Genomic DNA, 19,331 nt, shown 5'->3' with positions numbered 1-19,331 from the left:
TCACGAAAGTCTGTTGCGGAAGTCGTCATATGTAAACTCTCGGATAGTGGTCAATTGATCTGTTTTAGAGTTCCAAAGCATGATCGCAGGCAGCGGTACGCCATTGAAAGTATTGGTTTTTACCATCGAATAATGGGCCTGATCCAAAAATGCGAACCGATCGCCAATCTTTAACGGCGCGGAAAACGTGTAATCGCCGATCACGTCACCGGCCAAACAGGACGGGCCACCAAAACGATAGGTCGCCCCCTGTTCGGCTTCGTTTAACATCGCGGGGCGATAAGGTGCTTCGATCACGTCGGGCATGTGGCAAGTCGCGGAAATATCGCAAATCGCGAGATCAATTTTGTTCGTTGGCAAATCCAACACTTCACCCACCAAAATGCCGGCATCCAATGCCACCGCTTCGCCCGGTTCCAGATAGATTTCCAGCCCGGTTTTTGATTTGATTTCGCGGATCAGGTTGATCAACCCGTCCCGGTCATAATCAGAGCGCGTGATGTGATGCCCACCGCCAAAATTTAACCATTTCAACTGATCCAAATAGGGTGTTATTTTGGGTTCTATCGCCGCCCAAGTCCGTTGAAACGGCTCAAAGCCCTGCTCACACAATGTGTGAAAATGCAGACCGTCCACCCCAGTCAAAATGTCAGAATTTAGCTGCGAAATCGGCATGCCCAACCGCGATCCGGGTGCGCAGGGATCGTATTTTGGGATCTCACCCTCCGAATGTTCGGGATTGATGCGCAACCCCACCTGAACAGGGCGCTCAGCGCAGTTCACCTGAGGTAGAAAGCGATCCTTTTGCGCGGCGGAGTTAAAAATCAGATGGTCTGACAATCCGATTATCTCTTCGATCTCATGCGCCTTATATCCGGCGCAATATGTGACCACCTCGCCCCCATATTCCTGCCGGGCAAGCCGCGCCTCAAAGAGGCCCGACGCGCAGGTGCCCGATAGGTATTTGCGGATTAATGGCGCCAATGCAAACATCGAAAACGCCTTTAACGCAGATAGAACATGCGCGCCGGAACGTTCCGAAACATCGTTCAAAATCATGAGGTTGCGTTCGATTGCAACCTCATCCACGACAAAGGCAGGACTGGGAACACGGGACAGATCAAAATCCCGAAACGCCCCAGCATCTCCGGCCTGCGTTTGCATCACATCCGACATTTTTAAAAATCTACCGGACCGTCAAGTTCCTGAACATGCCAAGGCAGGCCATGAACATTCAACATATCCATGAAGTCATCAGGATCGAGTTGCTCCATGTTCCAAACACCGGGTTGGCGCCAATTTCCTTTCAGGATTTGGGCCGCGCCGATCATCGCCGGCACGCCGGTTGTGTATGAAACGGCCTGTGATCCGACCTCGGCATAGCACTCTTCGTGATCACATATGTTATAGATATAAAACGTTTTTTCGCCCGATCCGTCTTTGGCCTGACCAGTCGCGATGTCGCCAATACAGGCTTTGCCTTTGGTCAATGCGCCCAGATCGCTGGGATCAGGCAACAACGTTTTAAGAAACTGAATCGGAATGATTTCCTGACCGTCATGCATCACCGGATCAATCCGGGTCATGCCCACATTTTGCAAAACCGTAGCGTGCATAATGTAGGCGTCCCCAAAGGTCATCCAGAACCGAGCACGTTCGATTTCAGGGAAATGGGTCGACAGGCTCTCTAACTCTTCGTGATACATCTGGTACATGTTTTTCACGCCCACACCGGGGAAATCATAGACCTGTTTGTTGGTCAATGCAGGGCTATGCACCCAGTCGCCATTTTCCCAATGACGGACTTCGGCCAGAACTTCGCGCAGGTTAATTTCGGGGTTAAAATTTGTCGCAAATGCCTGACCATTGTCGCCACCATTGGCATCCAGAATGTCAATTTGGCGAATTGTGTCGAGCTTGTGCTTTTTCAACCAAGTCGCAAAAACCGATGTCACCCCCGGATCAAAACCTGAGCCAAGGATCGCCGTCAGCCCCGCTTCTTTGAATTTGTCCTGATAGGCCCATTGCCAATGATATTCGAATTTCGCCACGTCTTCGGGTTCGTAATTGGCCGTGTCCAGATAGTGAATCCCTGCTTCTAAACAGGCATCCATCAGTTTCAAATCCTGATATGGCAGCGCGAGGTTAACCAATAGATCTGCCCCGGTTTCCCGGATCAAGGCAACCGTTGCGGCCACATCCATTGCATCAACTTCTGCGGTTTTAATGGTCACGCCAGTGCGATTTTTCACCTCAGCGGCGATGTCATCACATTTGAATTTTCGACGTGATGCCAAGGTGATATCGGAAAAAATATCCGCATTCATCGCCATTTTATGCACAGCTGCGGACGATACACCGCCCGCGCCAATCACCAGCGTTTTACCCATGGGTTTGCCTCCAGATGGATTGATTATTCATAATATGTATAGCCGTTGATGCTGTCGCGATAGGCGGCCATTAAGGTTTTGCGTTCTTTGGCATTCAGACGGTTTTCAGATATCGCCTGCTCTACCAATTTACGGAATGCATCCACGCAATCGCGCGGGTCGTATTCCACATAGGACATTACCTCGGCGATCGTATCCCCGTCCTGTTCGTGCAACAGATCAAACCCGCCATCTGGGCGCAGTTCGATCGTGGCAACGTTTGTATCGCCAAACAGATTGTGCAAATCGCCCAACGTTTCCTGATAGGCCCCAACAAAGAACGCCCCGATATAATAGGGCGTTTCGTCGTCCAAAGTATGAACAGGCAAAGAAGGTGAAACACCGTCCGCCAGAATGAATTGATCAATTTTGCCGTCTGAATCACAGGTAATGTCGGACAAAACGGCGCGCCGGTCGGGCACTTGGTTTAGGTTTTGCAGCGGCACAACCGGGTGCAATTGATCAATCGCCCAAACATCCGGCAGGGATTGAAATAACGAAAAGTTGCAGTGGTAAATATCCGCCAGCTGCTCAAGCTGCGCATCGATTTCGGCAGATGCACCCGCCGAGGGAACAGCGGCTTTGATTTTGGACATAAGATGCAGGTAAATCCGCTCTCCTCGTGCCATTTGCCGCAAATCAATGTATCCACGCCGAAACAAAGCCCGCAATTCGTTCCGATAAAACGTCGCATCATTCAGACATTCCTGAATGCGATTTTCAGAGAGATAGCTGGCGATTTCAGCCAGATCCGTCATCAGATGGTGATCCTCGGCATCTGGTTTGGGGGCAGAATGGGCGTCATAAAATGTCGCTTCCAACACGTTAAACACCAACATCGAGGACGCCGCGACAACCGCGCGTCCGCTTTCGGTGACCAATGTGGGATGCGCCAACTCTGCCTCGTCCATGGCATAGGCGACGGTTTCGACCACGTTGGCGCAATATTCGGCCACGGTATAATTGATCGAATTTTCACTGGCAGTCCGTTCGCCCGTGTAATCCACCCCAAGCCCCCCGCCCAGATCAAGATGTGTTAACGGCACCCCTTCCCGGCTGAGTTCGGTAAAGTAACGACAGGCTTCTCCAACGGCGCGGCGCACGTCATTCACGTCCGGAATTTGCGACCCTAAATGCGAATGTTGCAGCTTTAGGCAATGCAGTAATCCGGCCTGTTTCAACCGATCTACCACTGCCACCAATTGATCCGTGTGCATTCCAAACGTGGACCGATCACCAGAGCTTTCGGCCCAGTTTCCGCTAATTTGATTGGTCAGTTTAACCCGCACGCCCAGCAACGGCTCTTGTCCCAACTCTTGGAAAACCTCCAAAACGGTTTCCAATTCCTTGGGGCTTTCCAAAACGATAACCGTATTGAACCCCAATTTGCGCGACAAAATTGCGAGCCGGATAAATTCGGCATCTTTGACACCGTTGCAAACAATCAACGCGTCTTTGGCCAAACGATGCGCCAGTGCAATCACCAATTCAGGTTTTGATCCGGCCTCTAACCCGTAGGAATAGGGACGCCCGAATTCGACGATGCGATCAATGACCTGCGCCTGCTGGTTAACCTTGATCGGGAACACACCGCGATAAACGCCGCGATACCCCACCCGGTCGATCGCTGTGCGGAAACTTTCGTTAATATTGCGAATGCCCTGTTCCAGAAACGAACTGACCCTCAGCAATAATGGTGCATCAATTCCGCGATCCTGCAGGCCATGGATGATCGAAGGCAAACTCACACTTGGTCCGTCAGGATTTAGCGGATTTTTCAAACCCAGATCCCCGTTTGGCATCACTTCTACAAATTCATGCCCCCAGCGGTCGATGGCATAAACGGAATGCGCAGCAAGATCGTGTTGGTTCAAATTGGTGGCTCCTGAAGCGTGGATGGATGTGGGATGATTCTGTTTCGTGCGCTCCTATAGCGTCAAAAAATACCTGTCCCAAACCCTAATTTGAAGCAAAACCCTCCAAACGCGGGCTTTACGCAGCATTTTAGGTTTCAATCCAGGCCCGTCGATTCTGATTGTGGCCCTAAGGCAGGTCAAAACAATTCCATCCGCGGGCCAAAATCAGCATCGACCCGCAAAAATTAAGTATATATTTTTCATGTCATTACCCCCCCTTTTGCCTGTAGTGCCTCATTTTTTGATTGACGTACCTCATTTTGAAAGACCACAAACACCCCGAGGAGAAAACATGTCACGCCCCACCGTTCATGATGTCGCTAAAATCGCAAATGTTAGTCTGGCAACCGTAGACCGGGTGCTGAACAATCGGGGCGGCGTTGCCCAAAAATCGCTAAAAAAGGTCCACGCAGCAATCGAGCAAACCGGCTATGTCCGGGATATTTCTGCCGCAAACCTATCTAGACGCCGCGAGTATCGGTTCGCCTTTATCCTGCCAGACACGGCATCTGGTTTTGTCGGTTTGCTGCGTGCGGAACTGAATGCAGAACAAAAACGCCTGCATCAGGACAAAGTCCAAATCGAAATCATCGAAACACGCGCCTTTGACACCGCATCCCAAGTGGCCGCGTTACGGGCCCTATCTGCGAAAACCACCGACGGTGTTGCCATGATTGCGGCCCAATCGACCGAAGTGCAGACCGAAATCAAGCGCCTGCGCGCGGAAAATGTCAGCGTGTTAACCTTGGTGTCTGACCTGCCCCTATCCGAACGTAACGCCTATGTCGGGCCTGATAATGTCGCCGCTGGACGTACCGCCGCTGCGTTTTTGGGCCGGTTCGTGCGCGCCCCATCCGGCACGGTGTTAATGGTTGCCGGCAGCCTAAGCGCGCGTGACCATATGGAACGGGTGATGGGGTTCCGTGCGACAATGGCAGAACGGTTTCCACATCTGACGCTTTTACCCGCAGCACAGGGGTTTGACAGTGCACAAACCGTTGAAAAACTAGTGAAAAACGCCCGAGAGACCACACCGCTGGTCGGGGTATATTCCGTTGGCGCCGGGTCGCGCGGCATGTTGCGTGCGCTGTCTGGATCCGCCCCACGTCCGGTCACGATTGTGCATGAATTGACCGATAACACACGCGCCGCGCTGCAATCGGAGGACATTGATTTGGTCATCGATCAAAACCCCGCCGCCGAAGTCCGCGCCGCCGTTTCACTGATGCGAGACCTGAGTGACAAACGTCAGGTTGATCTAACTCGGGGGACCATCCCCCTTAATATTTTTGTTCGGGAGAACGTCTAAGTGTCCACCTATTTCCAAAACATCCCCGCCGCGACCTATGAAGGCCCCGACAGCACCAATCCGCTGGCGTTTCGTCACTATAATCCCGATATGATGCTCGGGGATAAAACCATGGCAGAACATCTGCGATTTGCCGTGTGTTATTGGCATAATTTCGTCTGGGAAGGGAATGATCCCTTTGGCGGTCAGACCTTTGAACGGCCTTGGTTCCCGGCTGACACAATGGATTTGGCGCGGGCCAAAGCGGACGCCGCCTTTGAAATGTTCCGCATTTTGAATGTGCCTTATTTTTGTTTTCACGACCATGACGTGCGCCCCGAAGGCGACACCCTGGCCGAAAGCCATAAACGCCTGAATGAGATGGCCGATTACTTTGAAGCAAAAATGGCCGCGGGTGGCCCAAAACTGCTTTGGGGGACGGCAAATATGTTTTCCAACCGTCGCTACATGTCGGGCGCGTCAACCAATCCCGACCCGGATGTGTTTGCCTATTGCGCATCAACGGTCAAATCCTGCATGGACGTAACCCACCGTTTAAATGGCGAAAATTACGTTTTATGGGGCGGGCGCGAAGGCTATGAAACCCTGCTGAACACGGATTTATCGCGTGAATTGGAACAAATGGGCCGGTTCCTGTCGATGGTTGTCGAATACAAACACAAAATCGGGTTCAAAGGCGCGATCCTAATCGAACCAAAGCCACAAGAACCCACAAAACATCAATATGATTTTGACGTGGCTACGGTGTATGGTTTCCTCAAACGGTTCGGGCTTGAGGACGAAGTGCAGATGAATATAGAGCAAGGTCACGCCATTCTGGCGGGCCATTCATTTGAACATGAATTGGCGATGGCCCGCACATTGGGCATCTTTGGCTCGATCGACATGAACCGCAACGATTACCAATCCGGCTGGGACACCGACCAATTCCCCAATTCGCCATCCGAAGCGGCCCTGGCCTATTACGAAGTGCTAATGGCCGGTGGATTTAAAACCGGCGGCACCAATTTTGACGCGAAATTACGCCGTCAATCTTTGGACGCCGAAGATCTGATCGCGGCCCATATTGGCGGCATGGATATCTGTGCCCGCGGCCTGATCTCAGCCCATAAAATGATCGAAAGCGACGCATTAGAAGCTCCGCGACGTGCACGATATGCGGGTTGGAACAATGCCGCAGCCCAAGCCATGTTGGCGCCCGATGCCACATTGGATGGGATCGCCGCAGACGCAGAGGCGCGCAATCTGACCCCACAACCTGTGTCTGGCGCACAGGAAAAGTTGGAAAATATCGTGAATAGATTTGTTTGATTTCTAGGAGGAAAACCATGAAAACCATTAAGGGACCTGGGTTGTTTCTGGCGCAATTTGCCGGGGACGACGCACCGTTTAATACATGGGATGGCATCACCAAATGGGCCGCTGATTGTGGCTATTTGGGGGTGCAAGTGCCCAGCTGGGATGCACGTTTCATCGATCTGGACAAGGCAGCAGAATCCAAAGCCTATTGCGAAGATTGGGCCGGACAAGCCCGTGCCAATGGCGTCGAAGTTACTGAATTATCAACGCATTTGCAAGGTCAACTGGTCGCGGTTCACCCGGCATATGATGATGCATTTGACGGTTTCGCCGCTGAATCCGTGCGTGGCAATCCAAAAGCGCGCCAAGAATGGGCGGTGGATCAGGTCAAAAAGGCGATTACGGCATCCAAACATCTGGGGATCAATGCCCATGCGACGTTTTCTGGCGCGCTGGCATGGCCCTATGTTTACCCTTGGCCGCAGCGCCCCGCTGGGCTGGTCGAACAGGCTTTTGATGAATTGGCAAAACGCTGGCTGCCGATTTTAAACCATGCGGATGATTGTGGCGTGGATGTTTGCTATGAAATCCATCCAGGCGAAGACCTGCATGACGGCGTCACCTACGAAATGTTCTGGGAACGGACCGGTAAACACGACCGGGCCTGCATGCTGTATGATCCGTCCCATTATGTGCTGCAATGTCTTGATTACCTTGATAATATCGACATCTACAAAGACCGCATTCGGATGTTCCACGTTAAGGATGCCGAATTCAATCCAACAGGACGTCAGGGCGTTTATGGCGGATATCAGTCCTGGGTTGATCGGGCCGGACGGTTCCGCAGTTTAGGTGATGGTCAGGTGGATTTCGCCGCAGTGTTTTCCAAAATGGCAGCAAATGACTTTGATGGCTGGGCCGTTGTGGAATGGGAATGCGCCTTAAAACACCCAGAAGACGGTGCCGTCGAAGGCGCGCAGTTCGTCAAGGACCACATCATCCGCGTTACGGAACGGGCCTTTGATGACTTTGCTGATGGCGGTGCAGATGCAGCACTGAATGCCAAAATGATGGGTATTTCCTGATCCCCACAAACTAAGAGAGGGCGGTGATCCTGCCCTCTTCTGCGTTCCCGATTTTCGCTTGCGAATCTGTTGTGAACCCTGATTTCAAGCGCCTTTATGTGACAGATTTCACCTGCCCCGGTCCCTATTTCCGGCCATTTTTCGTTTCAAATCCGCCCAGTTCACCAGAAACCATCAAATCCCAACAACAAACTATACATTTGCGCGCAGACGTATTAGACACCGCCGATTGCCACCTCCCAGATTGGCATCGGGGCCAGGACGGCCGCAACCACGCACAGGCATAGGGCCTGAATGATCCTCGTAGATACAGAAAATTTGACCTTGAAAAAAGCACTCGCAGACGCGCTCGAACACAAAGGCTATGCCACCCTGACACCCGTTCAGGAGGCTGTCACAAAGCCAGACCTCATCGGTGCCGACTTGTTGGTGTCCGCCCAAACCGGCTCTGGCAAAACCATCGGGTTTGGCCTCGCCATTGCTCCGACTTTGCTTGGCGAGGATGAAAAATTCCCCTCGGCCGATAAACCGCTGGCCTTGGTCATCGCACCGACGCGCGAATTAGCGTTGCAAGTGAAACGTGAACTCAGCTGGCTTTATGGCAAGGCCGGCGCCGTTGTTGCATCATGTGTCGGTGGCATGGACATGCGCGACGAACGCCGCAATCTGGCCCGCGGTGCGCATATTGTCGTCGCCACCCCCGGCCGTCTGCGCGACCACATTATGCGCGGTTCCATCGATTTGAACTTCTTGCGCGCCGTGGTTTTGGACGAAGCAGATGAAATGCTGGATCTTGGATTTCGTGAAGATCTGGAATTTATCCTTGGGGAATCCCCTGATGATCGCCAGACATTGCTGTTCTCTGCGACGGTTCCTGCCTCAATCGGAAAACTGGCGCAAAGCTATCAAAAAGACGCCATTCGGGTGGTCACAAAATCCGAAAGCAGCCAGCATTCGGACATTGAATATCGCGCGATGAATGTGTCCCCACGCGACGGCGAAAGCGCGATCATCAATGTATTGCGCTATTATGAGGCACCAAACGCCATCGTGTTTTGTAACACACGCGCCATGGTGAATCGCCTGACCACACGCCTGTCCAACCGGGGTTTTTCGGTTGTGGCATTGTCCGGCGAGCTGTCCCAAAACGAACGCACCCACGCCCTACAGGCGATGCGCGACGGACGCGCCCGCGTTTGCGTTGCGACTGATGTGGCCGCGCGCGGGATCGATTTGCCGAACTTGGATTTGGTGGTGCACGCCGAATTGCCGACCAACCACGAAACATTGCTGCACCGGTCTGGGCGCACAGGCCGTGCAGGTCGTAAAGGTGTTTCAACATTGATTGTGCCGCCAGCTGCGCGCAAAAAGGCAGAGCGTCTGTTGAAATGGGCAAAACTTTCCGCAGATTGGGACACGGCCCCCTCGGCAGAAGCCGTGCAATTGCGGGACGAAGAACGCATGCTGGCCGACCCGTCATGGTTAGAAGAAGCGGCAAATTCAGAACGCGCAGCAATCGAAAAGATGACCGAGAAGTTCACGATTGAACAGATCGCCGCAGCTTACCTGCGCCTTTACCGGTCGAAACATTCCGCACCCGAAGAATTGACCACCGTCTCTAACGAAAAGCCCAAACCACGCCAAGAATTTGGCCCAAGTGTTTGGTTTTCACTCTCTGGGGGACGTAGCCAAAACGCCGAACCGCGTAGATTGTTGCCGATGTTGTGCAAAGCTGGCGGCATCACGAAAGACGACATTGGTGCCATCCGTATTCAACAGGATGAATCCTTTGTGGAAATTCGCAAATCGGCAGCCGCTGATTTCATCGCAAAAATCGGTCCCGAGATGAAGGTGGAAGATGACGCTGTTTTAACAGAGTTGAAAACGCCGCCTGTGATTGCGTCGAAAAAACGGTTTGATCCTGCTGCGAAGCCACGCAAACATCCGGCAAAAGAAGGACATCGTAAATCACGTCCCTCTACCCCGCCGGTTGATTGGAACGATAGCCCTGCTCCACGTACGAAAAAGCCAAAATCAACACTAAAGCACAGCAAACCCAAAGGTTCGTTTGAATCCGAAGCCGTTAAATCTGGTGCTGTCGTTGAAAGAGAGCCCAAGAAAACGGACAAACCTCGCGCTCGCAAGCCAAATTCAGGTGCGGATCGGCCGAAAGGGCCACCTCCTCCAAAAGGGAAACCATCCAGCAAGAAAAACCGTGCGAAGGCGCTGGCCAAAAAAGCGGATCGTTCTAACAAGGGCGGATCGACGCCGCCCAAAAGAAAAAAGACCTAAAAAGGTAGTCTATTGTGTTGAGATCAGAAATTTTTCTGCGATCTCAACACGATGATAAAACATTCCAAGACTTCGAATGTTAAGCCGTTAAAACAGTTCGACATCACCAGATTCTTTGTCAGAACTGGTGGCCATGCTCTTAGATACTACGGCGACTGGTTCATCAACACTTAGGGTATCGTCCATAAACATTCTCTGTGCCTGCCCAGACGCAGGCCAGAATCGAATTTTTCGGCCACGAAGCCCACCAACACAGATGCTGGCACATTCCAGCCCTTCATTTTCTACAAACCATTTCGCAAATTCAGCGTTTTGTTCACCAATATTCTGACGGCCAGCAAACATCTTTGCCCCGCCAAACAACCGAACCATTAAGTTTTCGCGAGTAGCACCGCGGCTTATTAGGCCATTCAGCAACAATTCCATTGCATTGACGCCAAATCCAAGGTCACCGTCACCAGAACCCTTTCCATCAGCTAAGAGAAAGTGGTTCATACCCCCAACTTTCGCCTTTGGGTCCCAAATACATGCTGCAATACATGACCCAAGCAGGGTTGACATCATTACGTTAGGATTGTCAGAAATCTTAAACTCACCCTGAAGCACAGTCTCAGTGATATTCTTCCGACCAGGTTCAAAGACTGGTGAACGTATATTCATTTATTGGCCACCACTTATTGATTTCCCATTTCTTGTCTCAAATATATTCCACGGTTCGTTAAAATCGTTCTAAGCGTTTGAGTTAGTTTTTACCTCACGGAAAGAAAACAATTTTTCCCACCGCTTATCAATACTCAACGTTCCAACTCACCATTTCTGAGCAGGATAATGAAACACGCAGAAACCGGCATTTTTCACAATAACGATCTAGCTCGTTGAGAGATTTGAATTGCCTTTTTCGATAGCTCAGACAACATCCCATCTGCGTCGCAATGAAATGTTTCAAGCCTTTCAATGATCCCAGTTAGGCCAGAATCCCGGCTGCCAATTCTACAATTTTCAACCCGACACAACAGCTTAACAACATCCAAACCGTTTATTCGGCGCCTCAATTGGCGACTAATATCTGGCAAACCATTACTCGCCCGGACTATATCGCTAATATCGTCCTTTACTTGTTTCTCGTTCGACCGCATCAGATGGTTAATCTGATCTTGCCCCAAATTAGACCACTCTTCCTTTACAGGATCAGTATCTGACTTAGAAAATCCTCTCTGAGTAGCGCCGATTAAGACTGACGACAGAACAGAAAAATACCCCTTATTTGAGAGTTCCCTAAGGTGTTTGAGCGAGTTTGTTTCATCAGTGCATAACCGGTCAAGGCTGGAACACATTTCCCGCGCCATCATGTCATAGTTCTGTGATATCATGCTAATCGAAGCACCGCTACTGTCCAATCTATTGGAAAGTATTCTCATATTTACGGGTTCACTTCGAATGTGCTTAAAACCGGTACTGAGTTCTGTCGCGGTGTCATTTAATCCTTCGATGAGAACAGACAGCTCTTTTAAACCTGGTAATCTAGAGGAAACCACCAAATCATCCTTTATAGGTCGACGCAATATCTGATCTTCCAACAGACTTTGTGAATAACTATCAAGATCTTGATGGCCCATTTCTGCAATTTTGCAGAGAAACTTGTCAGCCACTTCGGAAACTGGTTCGTTTTTTTCAAGCTCTGTCAACTCATGATACAAAGTTGAAATTTCTGATAGCTTTTCAGCATCAGCGGAAACTCTCATTGAAATAAACCCGTCTACCGACGGCACCACCAATGTCAAAAGCCAAACATCATCACCGTTTTTTGTTCGGTTCAGGATGTAGATACAAACCGGTTTGTTTGCTTTCAGTTTTTCCCAAAACAAGCGAAACAAACATTTTGGCATATTATCGTTGCGAATTATGCTGTGAGGCTTTCCTATCAATTCGGATGCAGAGTAACCAGAGATTTGGCAAAAGCCCGGGTTGACATAGGTAATTGTTCCTCGCTTGTCGGTAAGCGTTGTAAATATGTCTGTTGAAGATTCATCTTGGGAGATTTCTTTGTTCATAAAGGACATTGGCGCGTCTCCAGTCGAGGATTGCAATGCAAAGTGTAATCGGCCACGAAATCGGGCATCGGGTTTCGGGAATTTTTGTTGTTCATATTAGTAGCATACATCAAAAAAGCTCAACATTCCCTACGGATGACAAATGGAGCGCAGATTCATCCAATTGCCCGGCAACACGTCTTCTCAGGTCATCCAGAATAATGACATCGTGAATGTTAGAAACGTCCATTAGCAAACTTTCAGGTATCGAAGATCCGACAACAGAGAGTAAATTGGAAATGTCATGTAAATACTGATGTAGAGTGTCAATTCGTTGCACCAAAATCAAATTTTCCGACCCCTCAATTTTCTGCGGCATTTCCACAAAATGTTCATCCAGAGAACTCGTAATTTTTGTTAGCTCACTAACTTCTTCTTTCAACACTACGATGACTTCATTTATGGGGCGACGTGACATGTGACCTCCATCACTTGATCATGAGAAGTGGATTGCTCATTATAACCGACCTACAACTCGTTCGATGCAAGCCTTAAGTGCGGCCGTTTGAAAGGGCTTCTTAATATAGTTATTCATTGCAAGCCTTTGCCCCTTTTCCAGAATTTCCTTGTCAGCGCGGCCAGTAATTAGAATAAAACCAATTCGCGAAGTCGTTTTGTGCGAGCGCAAAGCTTCAAGGAGTTGTAACCCATCCATACCTGGCATGTTGTAATCCGAAATCACGAGGTGTACTGGATGCGAGACCAAGTTTTTCCAAGCTGTAGCGCCGTCATTTTCTGTACGGTAGTTTTTAATACCGATTTCATCCAATGCCTGCACGATTAGCGCGCGACTAGTTGACATGTCGTCTACGACGAGCACCTGCAGTTTGTCTTTAAGGCTCATTGGACTTCCTTACTATTTACAGCGATGAGTTGTTTCCCAACACTGTCGAACGTTGTTTGAGTTTTCTGAAACGTACTAGGTGCAATTGTTTTCAAGCCTAGATCCATCGGACTGGAAATACCTTCAGAATGACCGATGTACAAAACACCATCGCTCTGCAACTTGTTTGCAAACTTCCCCCACAATTCATTCTGCGTTTCATTTTCGAAATATATTGCGACATTTCTGCACATGATCACGTCAAATGAACCGGAGAACGGCCATTCTCCAAGTAAGTTCAACACATTAAAAGTAATCATATCCATTACACTTTTTTCAATTTGTGCTTTAGATTTCGCCCCGTGGCCTTTCCTTATGTACTTTCGAAGATGTGGCTCGGATACAGAAGCCAATTCGGTATCAGTATATTGGCCTGCCCGTGCTTTTTTGACCACATTGCGATCAATGTCTGTAGCCAAAACTTTGAAATCATATGATAAAACATCCGGAAACATATCCATAATTCGAAACGCAAGTGAATATGGCTCTTCTCCAGTTGAACATCCGGCGGACCAAATTCTGACACGCCCCCCATTTCGAGCTTTATCAATGAGCAAAGGCAATTTGTGTTTCTGAAGGTGGTCGAATTGCTTACTCTCACGATTAAACTTCGTTATATTTGTTGTCAGCGCGAGGATCAGCTCTTCCCGTTCAGCATTCGCTGAAGCTGTTGCAACATATGAACAATATTCAGGAAAACCACTCATCTTCAAATGTTTTATCCGGCGTGATAGTCTCGCTGAGACCATGGCTTTTTTCGATTCAGTCAGGTGAATACCAGTAAGATCACGCATCAACTGCGCTATGCCGTTGAAGTCTGAATTTGATATTTGTTCCGACAACTTCACGCAGCTATTCCATCCGAATTTGGAACAACTTGGTTTATGTCAATTGCACGAACCAATGTGTCTTCAATGGAATATACGCCTTTGATGAAAGCTCGGGTTTGATTTGAGGCTACGTCAGGCGTAGGCTTCAATTCCCCTTCGCTAACACTCATGATGTCAGAAACCGCTTCGACGAGAAGTCCGATTGTTTTATCTTCAATTTTTGCAATGATAATCACATGCCGCGCCGTGGTTTCAGTTTTGCCTAATCCCAGTCGAAGAGACAGATCGATGACAGGCAAGACTGTTCCCCGCAAATTCATTAAACCAACGACATAATCAGGTGCATGCGGTAAGATAGTAGTTTTCGCCCAACCGCGGATTTCCAAGACATATTCTATTTCCATACAGAACCCTTGGTCACCGACTGCAAATGTCACAATTTCTCTTTGCACATTGCTAGACTTTTGTACGGTTTCGCCCGAGTTTTCTACTACGTCAAATGCGTTGTCGGTCATGAATGTAGACTCCCTATCATGGCGTTTTCATCTAATTTAGGAACCGCCTGGTTAGGCGTCTGTGTCTGGTCCATCAATTGGTCGGTATCCACGATCAGAGCAATATGCCCATCACCAAGAATTGTAGCCGCCGAAATTCCCGGAATACGTTGATAGTTTTGCTCAAGCCCTTTGATTACAACTTCTCTTTGGCCCTGAATTTCATCGACGACCAGAGCTGTTCGTTTGTTGGAATCTCCTTCTATCAAAAGTAGAGATTGAGCTGAAATATCGTCCAATGGTTGGCGGAACCCAAGTGCAGCCCCTAAGTCAACGATCGGTACCAACCCATCATGCATCGATAGAACCCGATCGCTGGCACAAAATTGATGGATGGAAGCTTCGTCGGTCCTAAAGGTTTCTCTGAGGGCCGTCGTTGGAACGACAACTGTTTGTCCAGCGACACTAACAATCATCCCTTCAAGAACAGCCAATGTAAGAGGCAAGCTGATCGTTAAAGTTGTGCCCTGACCTGCAACAGATTGTAAGCTTACCCGTCCGCCTAATGCGCTAATTTCGCTACGAACAACGTCCATCCCGACGCCACGCCCAGACAGTTTGGAAACCTCATCATTTGTAGAGAAACCAGGCATGAATAAAAGGTTGTCCACTTCAGAATCTGAAAGATCATCTTCTGGTGAAACCAGTCCCTTTTGCTCGGCAACTTGTCGAACCCGTTTTCGGTTTATGCCGGCGCCATCATCGCTCAATGTAATAAGAACACGTCCTGATCTATGCGCAGCACTCAACGTTACGGTGCCTCTTTCCGGCTTTCCTGCTTTTACTCTATCCTCTGGGTTTTCAAGCCCATGATCGACGGCGTTTCGGATCATGTGAGTTAATGGATCGACAAGCCTTTCAGTAACAGTTTTATCGACTTCCGTTGCATCTCCGTTCGTAACCAAACGTGCAGATTTACCAGATTCTTTACTGCTTTCTCGAACGATGCGCGACATTCGCTGAAACAGACCACGTACTGGCTGTGCGCGAATAGTCATGACGCTTTCTTGCAAGATTCCAGAGAGTTGTTTGAGTTGCCCCATCGCTGAATCGATCGATCCATGCGATGAAATTTCCAATTCCCCCATTGATTGGCGAAGCATTGCTTCACTGATAACCAGTTCACCAACCAGATTTATCAATCTATCTACTTTGAACAATTCAACGCGAATAGTGTTGCGCGCCGCCGCGGAAGCACGGTTTTGTGACTTTTGAGCGGGCTTGGCAGCACTTTCATCCGGGGCAGACTCAACTGTCTCATTTAATTTAGTTTGAGTGGAAACTTCATTTTTTTTTGGGACTTCGGGTTGAGTTGGCTCAGGTCCAGGCAGAACATCCGTTGAAACTTCTGGAACGATGGATTCAGTAGATTTGGCCGCAATCTCTTTGATTTCGTATGCGCAAATCCCTTCTACGAATTCAAATACATCGTGAAGAGTTTGTTCGGTTACTCCAGCAATTGGAACAAGCGTTAGCTTCCAGCTTAGGACTGGATCCGCCCAGTCCTGTTCCGACAAAGACAAAACAGCGCTGTCATCAATTTCGACCTGCAATGTACCGGTATCAGCCAAAGCACGGAACAGCAAAGCTGGATCATTCCCGGTTCTGAACATGTCTGGATCTGCTTTGAAGTCGATTTCAAAGCATTCGATTTCGGTCTCGGCGGGGGCCGAGAAGGCAGCAAGAGGATCTATATCACCCGAATCGTCATCCCCAAAGTCAAAGGCAACAGGTTCAAAATTTGCAGCCGCTTCTGCTTCTTCTTCTTCTGCCTGTTGCGGGTCCTCACCACAAAGGGCGAACAATTCTTTGACAATCTGCGCGCCTTTTTGGGGGTCTGGGCTTTGCCCTTGGCGAGATAATTCAATCAAATCAGATAGATGATCACCCGAAGAGAACAACACTGCCGTTACATTGGGTTCCGGATCCGTTTTCCCGGAACGCATATTGTCCAAGAGGTTTTCTAGGGCGTGTGAAAACTCGACCAGCGCCGTGAGGTCAAATGCCCCTGCCCCGCCTTTGATTGAATGGACGGCCCGAAACATCGCGTTGATGGTTTCGTCATCGTGATTGCCATCATCCAGCGCCTCAAGACCATCTGTGAGAACCTCCATGAGGTCATCACATTCTTGAAAAAAGCTTTCCCGCAGTTCGTTCATGTGATCCCCCGCCATTATGCTACAATCCTGTTGATCGCAGACACGAGCTTGTCTTGGTCAAAGGGTTTTACGATCCATCCCGTGGCCCCGGCTTTTCGGGCCTTGGATTTTAGCTCAGCGCCACTCTCTGTTGTTAGAACCAGAATTGGCAATCCACGGTATTGATCCATTGCCCGAATACCTTCAATCACGCCAAATCCATCCAAGCGGGGCATATTGATGTCAGTGATGACCAGGTCCGGTTGCGCGTCTTCGAGTTTGTCCAACCCATCAACTCCATCTTCTGCGAGGTCTACATCGAACCCAGCATCATGTAAGGCCCGTTCAAGAAGGCTTCGCATGGTGCGAGAATCGTCAACTGCGAGGATTTTCTTTTTCATGCAATGGCGCCTTCTTGAAATGGAGATTGGTCGTATCCAAGAAGTGCAATACCTTCGTTGAATGCGATTGAGGGGGAGGAGATAAAAAACGGATGCTCATCTGCATCCCATTGGAGCCGGGCAGACAAGAGCAATTGTAAGGCAAGCGCCCCGATATGAGTCACTTTATCAGCAACGACATAAATCTCGGAATTTCGACTCGAATTAAACTTCTGTGCCAATTCTTCGCACACGGAGATATCCAACCTTGCCGGCAATTCGATGACTGCCTTGCCAGAGGATTTTGGATTTTCTGAAGCAATGTTCATGAGGCTTCTGATCCTAGGTTCAACTAATTTCTCAGGTGAACGTAGAACCATATTCTTAATAACAAGTTCCCCGGCTTCATCTTTCACATATTGAGTAGGGTCATCGCCAATGCAGGAAATAAAACTCGTTCGTATCTTATTGTTTTTAAACGACGACCTGCGCCGAAACTTCGCCAGTGCAATTCTAACAAATCCTGGATAAGAACAAATCGGAGTTCGATTTTGAACTCGTCACAACGTCGAGAATTCAAAAATCAGTGTGCGATTTTATTGCAAATCCCCTGCACCTACGTCGTTGGAACAATGCCATTATTCCAAAACCCGTTGCCAATAATGGCAATGTTAACGGTGCAGGAACTGCGGGCAATCCCGACACGCCGGTCACTTCGTAGACACCGCCATATAGGCTTGAGACATATAAATGCCCCGCCCCGTCACGCCCCAGTGCAACGATCGATCCCAAACGCCCCACATCGGTTATGAAATCATAGGACGTGATGGCGGGCGCGGTCCCCAATGGGCTGCTTGCGTCAAATCCGTACAGGCCGGGGGTACGAAAGTCGCCAAACAGATATTGGCCTTCCAGAATGCTTAATTCTGCCAATCCATCACGATAAACCAAACCGCCTGTGATCGATTGACCTTGATCGTGCCCATACGCGTAAAACGGGTCGGTAAGCGTCCCAGTGGCGAGCTCACCTCCGCCTGTCAGGGGTGCTGTGCCTTCATAAACGTTCCAGCCGTAATTTGCCCCAGCGACACCTATATTGATCTCTTCTGCGCCATCTTCACCGACATCCGCGATAAAATAACGCCCGGTTAGGGGATCAAAGGTCGCCTGAAACGGATTTCTCAGCCCAATCGCCCATAATGCGGGATCGGCCCCTGCCCCAAAATCCGGATTGTCGGCTGGGATTGCGTAGTTATTGAACGGATCATCAGGATAGGCATCCCCGCCCACATCCACCCTCAGAACCGATCCAAGCCGGTTGGTGACATCCTGACTGTCGATTGGACTGGCATGTATGTCCTGATTGCCATCCCCAGTTGTGACATACAAATATCCATCGGGGCCAAATTCAACATCCCCCCCATAATGGTTGTTGCTGCGATCATGTTGAATAGACATCACAATCTGTGCGGAATTGGGATCAAGCATTCCCGACGCCGTTTCTGTGTATCGCGCAATCACATGGCGGTTATCGGTTGTGGCATAGCTGATGTAAACTTGGCCACTCATCGCGTGATCCGGTGCAAGTGTCATCCCATAGGCCAGATCGAAATTGTCGTCTGGCACCTGGTCAAGAATGACAGATTGTTCACCCGTTGCGCCATTTCGGTGGGAAATGGCACCGGATCGCAATGACAGGAAATATCCCCCCTGATCTGCGCCTTGTAACGGCTGAATATCAACCACCGTCCCGCCAGCGGGATCTGGGGTGATCAATTCAAGATGCAAAGTCACAGCCGACAAAGGTGAGGCAGCAACCGTGCAGCAAATGATCGCTGCAAACCGGCTCAAAACAATAACCCTTCTAAAAATGTACCTCAGGCTAACCGGATTGGCGATTCGAAACAAATGTGATCCGATTTTTAGGGGGAGGTAGGGATACATCCAATCAACGATGCCCCTGAAATGGCCTCAGTTTCATGCAAACCCGCTTTACTGGTTAACCCCAAAAAGGGGCAGAAACCTTTCGTTAACGAATAATTCCTAATCTACCCTAAGCTGTGTTCTAAAGTCGAAGTACGGGTGTGTCTGCCGGAGGGAGAAGCTCTTTGAAATTGGTGGTGGAC

17 protein-coding genes are annotated in these 19,331 nt (G+C 49.5%); 4 read left to right on the top strand and 13 right to left on the bottom strand.

Features of this window, described 5'->3' with window-relative positions:
- Genes nspC through speA form a run of 3 tightly spaced genes read right to left on the bottom strand, consistent with a single transcriptional unit; the run spans nucleotide 1 to nucleotide 4,303 of the window.
- Nucleotides 1–1,176 carry a carboxynorspermidine decarboxylase gene (gene nspC / locus AB1F12_RS06600; protein WP_368187501.1) on the bottom strand — a complete coding sequence of 392 codons (1,176 nt, stop codon included), beginning with the start codon at nucleotides 1,174–1,176 and terminating at the stop codon, nucleotides 1–3.
- A 2-nt stretch (nucleotides 1,177–1,178) separates the two neighbouring features.
- The gene (locus AB1F12_RS06595) at nucleotides 1,179–2,390 is read right to left on the bottom strand and encodes a saccharopine dehydrogenase family protein (RefSeq protein ID WP_368187500.1); all 1,212 of its coding nucleotides are present in this window, start codon (nucleotides 2,388–2,390) and stop codon (nucleotides 1,179–1,181) included.
- Nucleotides 2,391–2,413: 23 nt separating this feature from the next.
- On the bottom strand, nucleotides 2,414–4,303 hold the full coding sequence (gene speA / locus AB1F12_RS06590) for a biosynthetic arginine decarboxylase (protein ID WP_368187498.1): 1,890 nt from the start codon (nucleotides 4,301–4,303) through the stop codon (nucleotides 2,414–2,416).
- Nucleotides 4,304–4,637: 334 nt separating this feature from the next.
- On the opposite strand from speA, the gene AB1F12_RS06585 reads away from it, so the two are divergent.
- The 4 genes from AB1F12_RS06585 (at nucleotide 4,638) to AB1F12_RS06570 (ending at nucleotide 10,330) form a co-directional block, all read left to right on the top strand.
- Nucleotides 4,638–5,654 (top strand): LacI family DNA-binding transcriptional regulator, encoded by a 1,017-nt coding sequence (locus AB1F12_RS06585; RefSeq protein WP_368187496.1) that lies wholly within the window; start codon nucleotides 4,638–4,640, stop codon nucleotides 5,652–5,654.
- Nucleotides 5,655–6,965, top strand: coding sequence for a xylose isomerase (xylA, locus tag AB1F12_RS06580; protein WP_368187495.1), 1,311 nt, complete (start codon nucleotides 5,655–5,657; stop codon nucleotides 6,963–6,965).
- Nucleotides 6,966–6,982: 17 nt separating this feature from the next.
- On the top strand, nucleotides 6,983–8,038 hold the full coding sequence (locus tag AB1F12_RS06575; RefSeq protein WP_368187493.1) for a sugar phosphate isomerase/epimerase family protein: 1,056 nt from the start codon (nucleotides 6,983–6,985) through the stop codon (nucleotides 8,036–8,038).
- 324 nt (nucleotides 8,039–8,362) lie between these two features.
- Nucleotides 8,363–10,330 carry a DEAD/DEAH box helicase gene (locus AB1F12_RS06570; RefSeq protein WP_368187491.1) on the top strand — a complete coding sequence of 656 codons (1,968 nt, stop codon included), beginning with the start codon at nucleotides 8,363–8,365 and terminating at the stop codon, nucleotides 10,328–10,330.
- Nucleotides 10,331–10,417: 87 nt separating this feature from the next.
- Here AB1F12_RS06570 and AB1F12_RS06565 read toward each other — a convergent pair whose 3' ends face one another.
- The 10 genes from AB1F12_RS06565 to AB1F12_RS06520 form a co-directional block, all read right to left on the bottom strand.
- Nucleotides 10,418–10,990, bottom strand: coding sequence for a chemotaxis protein CheD (locus AB1F12_RS06565; protein ID WP_368187489.1), 573 nt, complete (start codon nucleotides 10,988–10,990; stop codon nucleotides 10,418–10,420).
- A 194-nt stretch (nucleotides 10,991–11,184) separates the two neighbouring features.
- Nucleotides 11,185–12,390: a PAS domain-containing protein gene (locus tag AB1F12_RS06560; RefSeq protein WP_368187486.1), complete on the bottom strand. Its 1,206-nt coding sequence runs from the start codon at nucleotides 12,388–12,390 to the stop codon at nucleotides 11,185–11,187.
- Nucleotides 12,391–12,490: 100 nt separating this feature from the next.
- Nucleotides 12,491–12,838 carry a hypothetical protein gene (locus AB1F12_RS06555; RefSeq protein ID WP_368187484.1) on the bottom strand — a complete coding sequence of 116 codons (348 nt, stop codon included), beginning with the start codon at nucleotides 12,836–12,838 and terminating at the stop codon, nucleotides 12,491–12,493.
- A 39-nt stretch (nucleotides 12,839–12,877) separates the two neighbouring features.
- On the bottom strand, nucleotides 12,878–13,264 hold the full coding sequence (locus AB1F12_RS06550; protein ID WP_368187483.1) for a response regulator: 387 nt from the start codon (nucleotides 13,262–13,264) through the stop codon (nucleotides 12,878–12,880).
- Entirely contained in the window at nucleotides 13,261–14,151 is an 891-nt protein-coding gene (locus tag AB1F12_RS06545) for a protein-glutamate O-methyltransferase CheR (RefSeq protein WP_368187482.1), read from the bottom strand. The genes AB1F12_RS06550 and AB1F12_RS06545 overlap by 4 nt, the downstream gene beginning before the upstream one ends.
- On the bottom strand, nucleotides 14,148–14,648 hold the full coding sequence (locus AB1F12_RS06540; RefSeq protein WP_368187481.1) for a chemotaxis protein CheW: 501 nt from the start codon (nucleotides 14,646–14,648) through the stop codon (nucleotides 14,148–14,150). The genes AB1F12_RS06545 and AB1F12_RS06540 overlap by 4 nt, the downstream gene beginning before the upstream one ends.
- Nucleotides 14,645–16,846 carry a chemotaxis protein CheA gene (locus AB1F12_RS06535; protein ID WP_368187480.1) on the bottom strand — a complete coding sequence of 734 codons (2,202 nt, stop codon included), beginning with the start codon at nucleotides 16,844–16,846 and terminating at the stop codon, nucleotides 14,645–14,647. The genes AB1F12_RS06540 and AB1F12_RS06535 overlap by 4 nt, the downstream gene beginning before the upstream one ends.
- 14 nt (nucleotides 16,847–16,860) lie before the next feature.
- Nucleotides 16,861–17,226 carry a response regulator gene (locus AB1F12_RS06530; RefSeq protein WP_368187479.1) on the bottom strand — a complete coding sequence of 122 codons (366 nt, stop codon included), beginning with the start codon at nucleotides 17,224–17,226 and terminating at the stop codon, nucleotides 16,861–16,863.
- Entirely contained in the window at nucleotides 17,223–17,534 is a 312-nt protein-coding gene (locus AB1F12_RS06525; RefSeq protein WP_368187477.1) for a hypothetical protein, read from the bottom strand. Before AB1F12_RS06525 ends, AB1F12_RS06530 begins: the two co-directional genes overlap by 4 nt.
- A 247-nt stretch (nucleotides 17,535–17,781) precedes the next feature.
- Nucleotides 17,782–19,056: a sorbosone dehydrogenase family protein gene (locus tag AB1F12_RS06520; RefSeq protein WP_368187476.1), complete on the bottom strand. Its 1,275-nt coding sequence runs from the start codon at nucleotides 19,054–19,056 to the stop codon at nucleotides 17,782–17,784.
- Nucleotides 19,057–19,331: the final 275 nt, after the last annotated feature.

This window comes from Aestuariibius sp. HNIBRBA575, assembly GCF_040932005.1.
Taxonomy (GTDB): Bacteria; Pseudomonadota; Alphaproteobacteria; order Rhodobacterales; family Rhodobacteraceae; genus CANLNM01.
Note: the sequence above shows the minus strand (reverse complement) of the source record. Positions and strands in the feature narration are given on the sequence as shown.

Excerpts from the sequence above, each read along its gene's own strand:
- nspC (WP_368187501.1), bottom strand. The coding sequence starts at position 1,176 with ATGTCGGATGTGATGCAAACGCAGGCCGGAGATGCTGGGGCGTTTCGG.
- AB1F12_RS06595 (WP_368187500.1), bottom strand. The coding sequence starts at position 2,390 with ATGGGTAAAACGCTGGTGATTGGCGCGGGCGGTGTATCGTCCGCAGCT.
- AB1F12_RS06585 (WP_368187496.1), top strand. The coding sequence starts at position 4,638 with ATGTCACGCCCCACCGTTCATGATGTCGCTAAAATCGCAAATGTTAGT.
- AB1F12_RS06575 (WP_368187493.1), top strand. The coding sequence starts at position 6,983 with ATGAAAACCATTAAGGGACCTGGGTTGTTTCTGGCGCAATTTGCCGGG.
- AB1F12_RS06565 (WP_368187489.1), bottom strand. The coding sequence starts at position 10,990 with ATGAATATACGTTCACCAGTCTTTGAACCTGGTCGGAAGAATATCACT.
- AB1F12_RS06560 (WP_368187486.1), bottom strand. The coding sequence starts at position 12,390 with ATGTCCTTTATGAACAAAGAAATCTCCCAAGATGAATCTTCAACAGAC.
- AB1F12_RS06555 (WP_368187484.1), bottom strand. The coding sequence starts at position 12,838 with ATGTCACGTCGCCCCATAAATGAAGTCATCGTAGTGTTGAAAGAAGAA.
- AB1F12_RS06550 (WP_368187483.1), bottom strand. The coding sequence starts at position 13,264 with ATGAGCCTTAAAGACAAACTGCAGGTGCTCGTCGTAGACGACATGTCA.
- AB1F12_RS06540 (WP_368187481.1), bottom strand. The coding sequence starts at position 14,648 with ATGACCGACAACGCATTTGACGTAGTAGAAAACTCGGGCGAAACCGTA.
- AB1F12_RS06535 (WP_368187480.1), bottom strand. The coding sequence starts at position 16,846 with ATGAACGAACTGCGGGAAAGCTTTTTTCAAGAATGTGATGACCTCATG.
- AB1F12_RS06530 (WP_368187479.1), bottom strand. The coding sequence starts at position 17,226 with ATGAAAAAGAAAATCCTCGCAGTTGACGATTCTCGCACCATGCGAAGC.
- AB1F12_RS06525 (WP_368187477.1), bottom strand. The coding sequence starts at position 17,534 with ATGAACATTGCTTCAGAAAATCCAAAATCCTCTGGCAAGGCAGTCATC.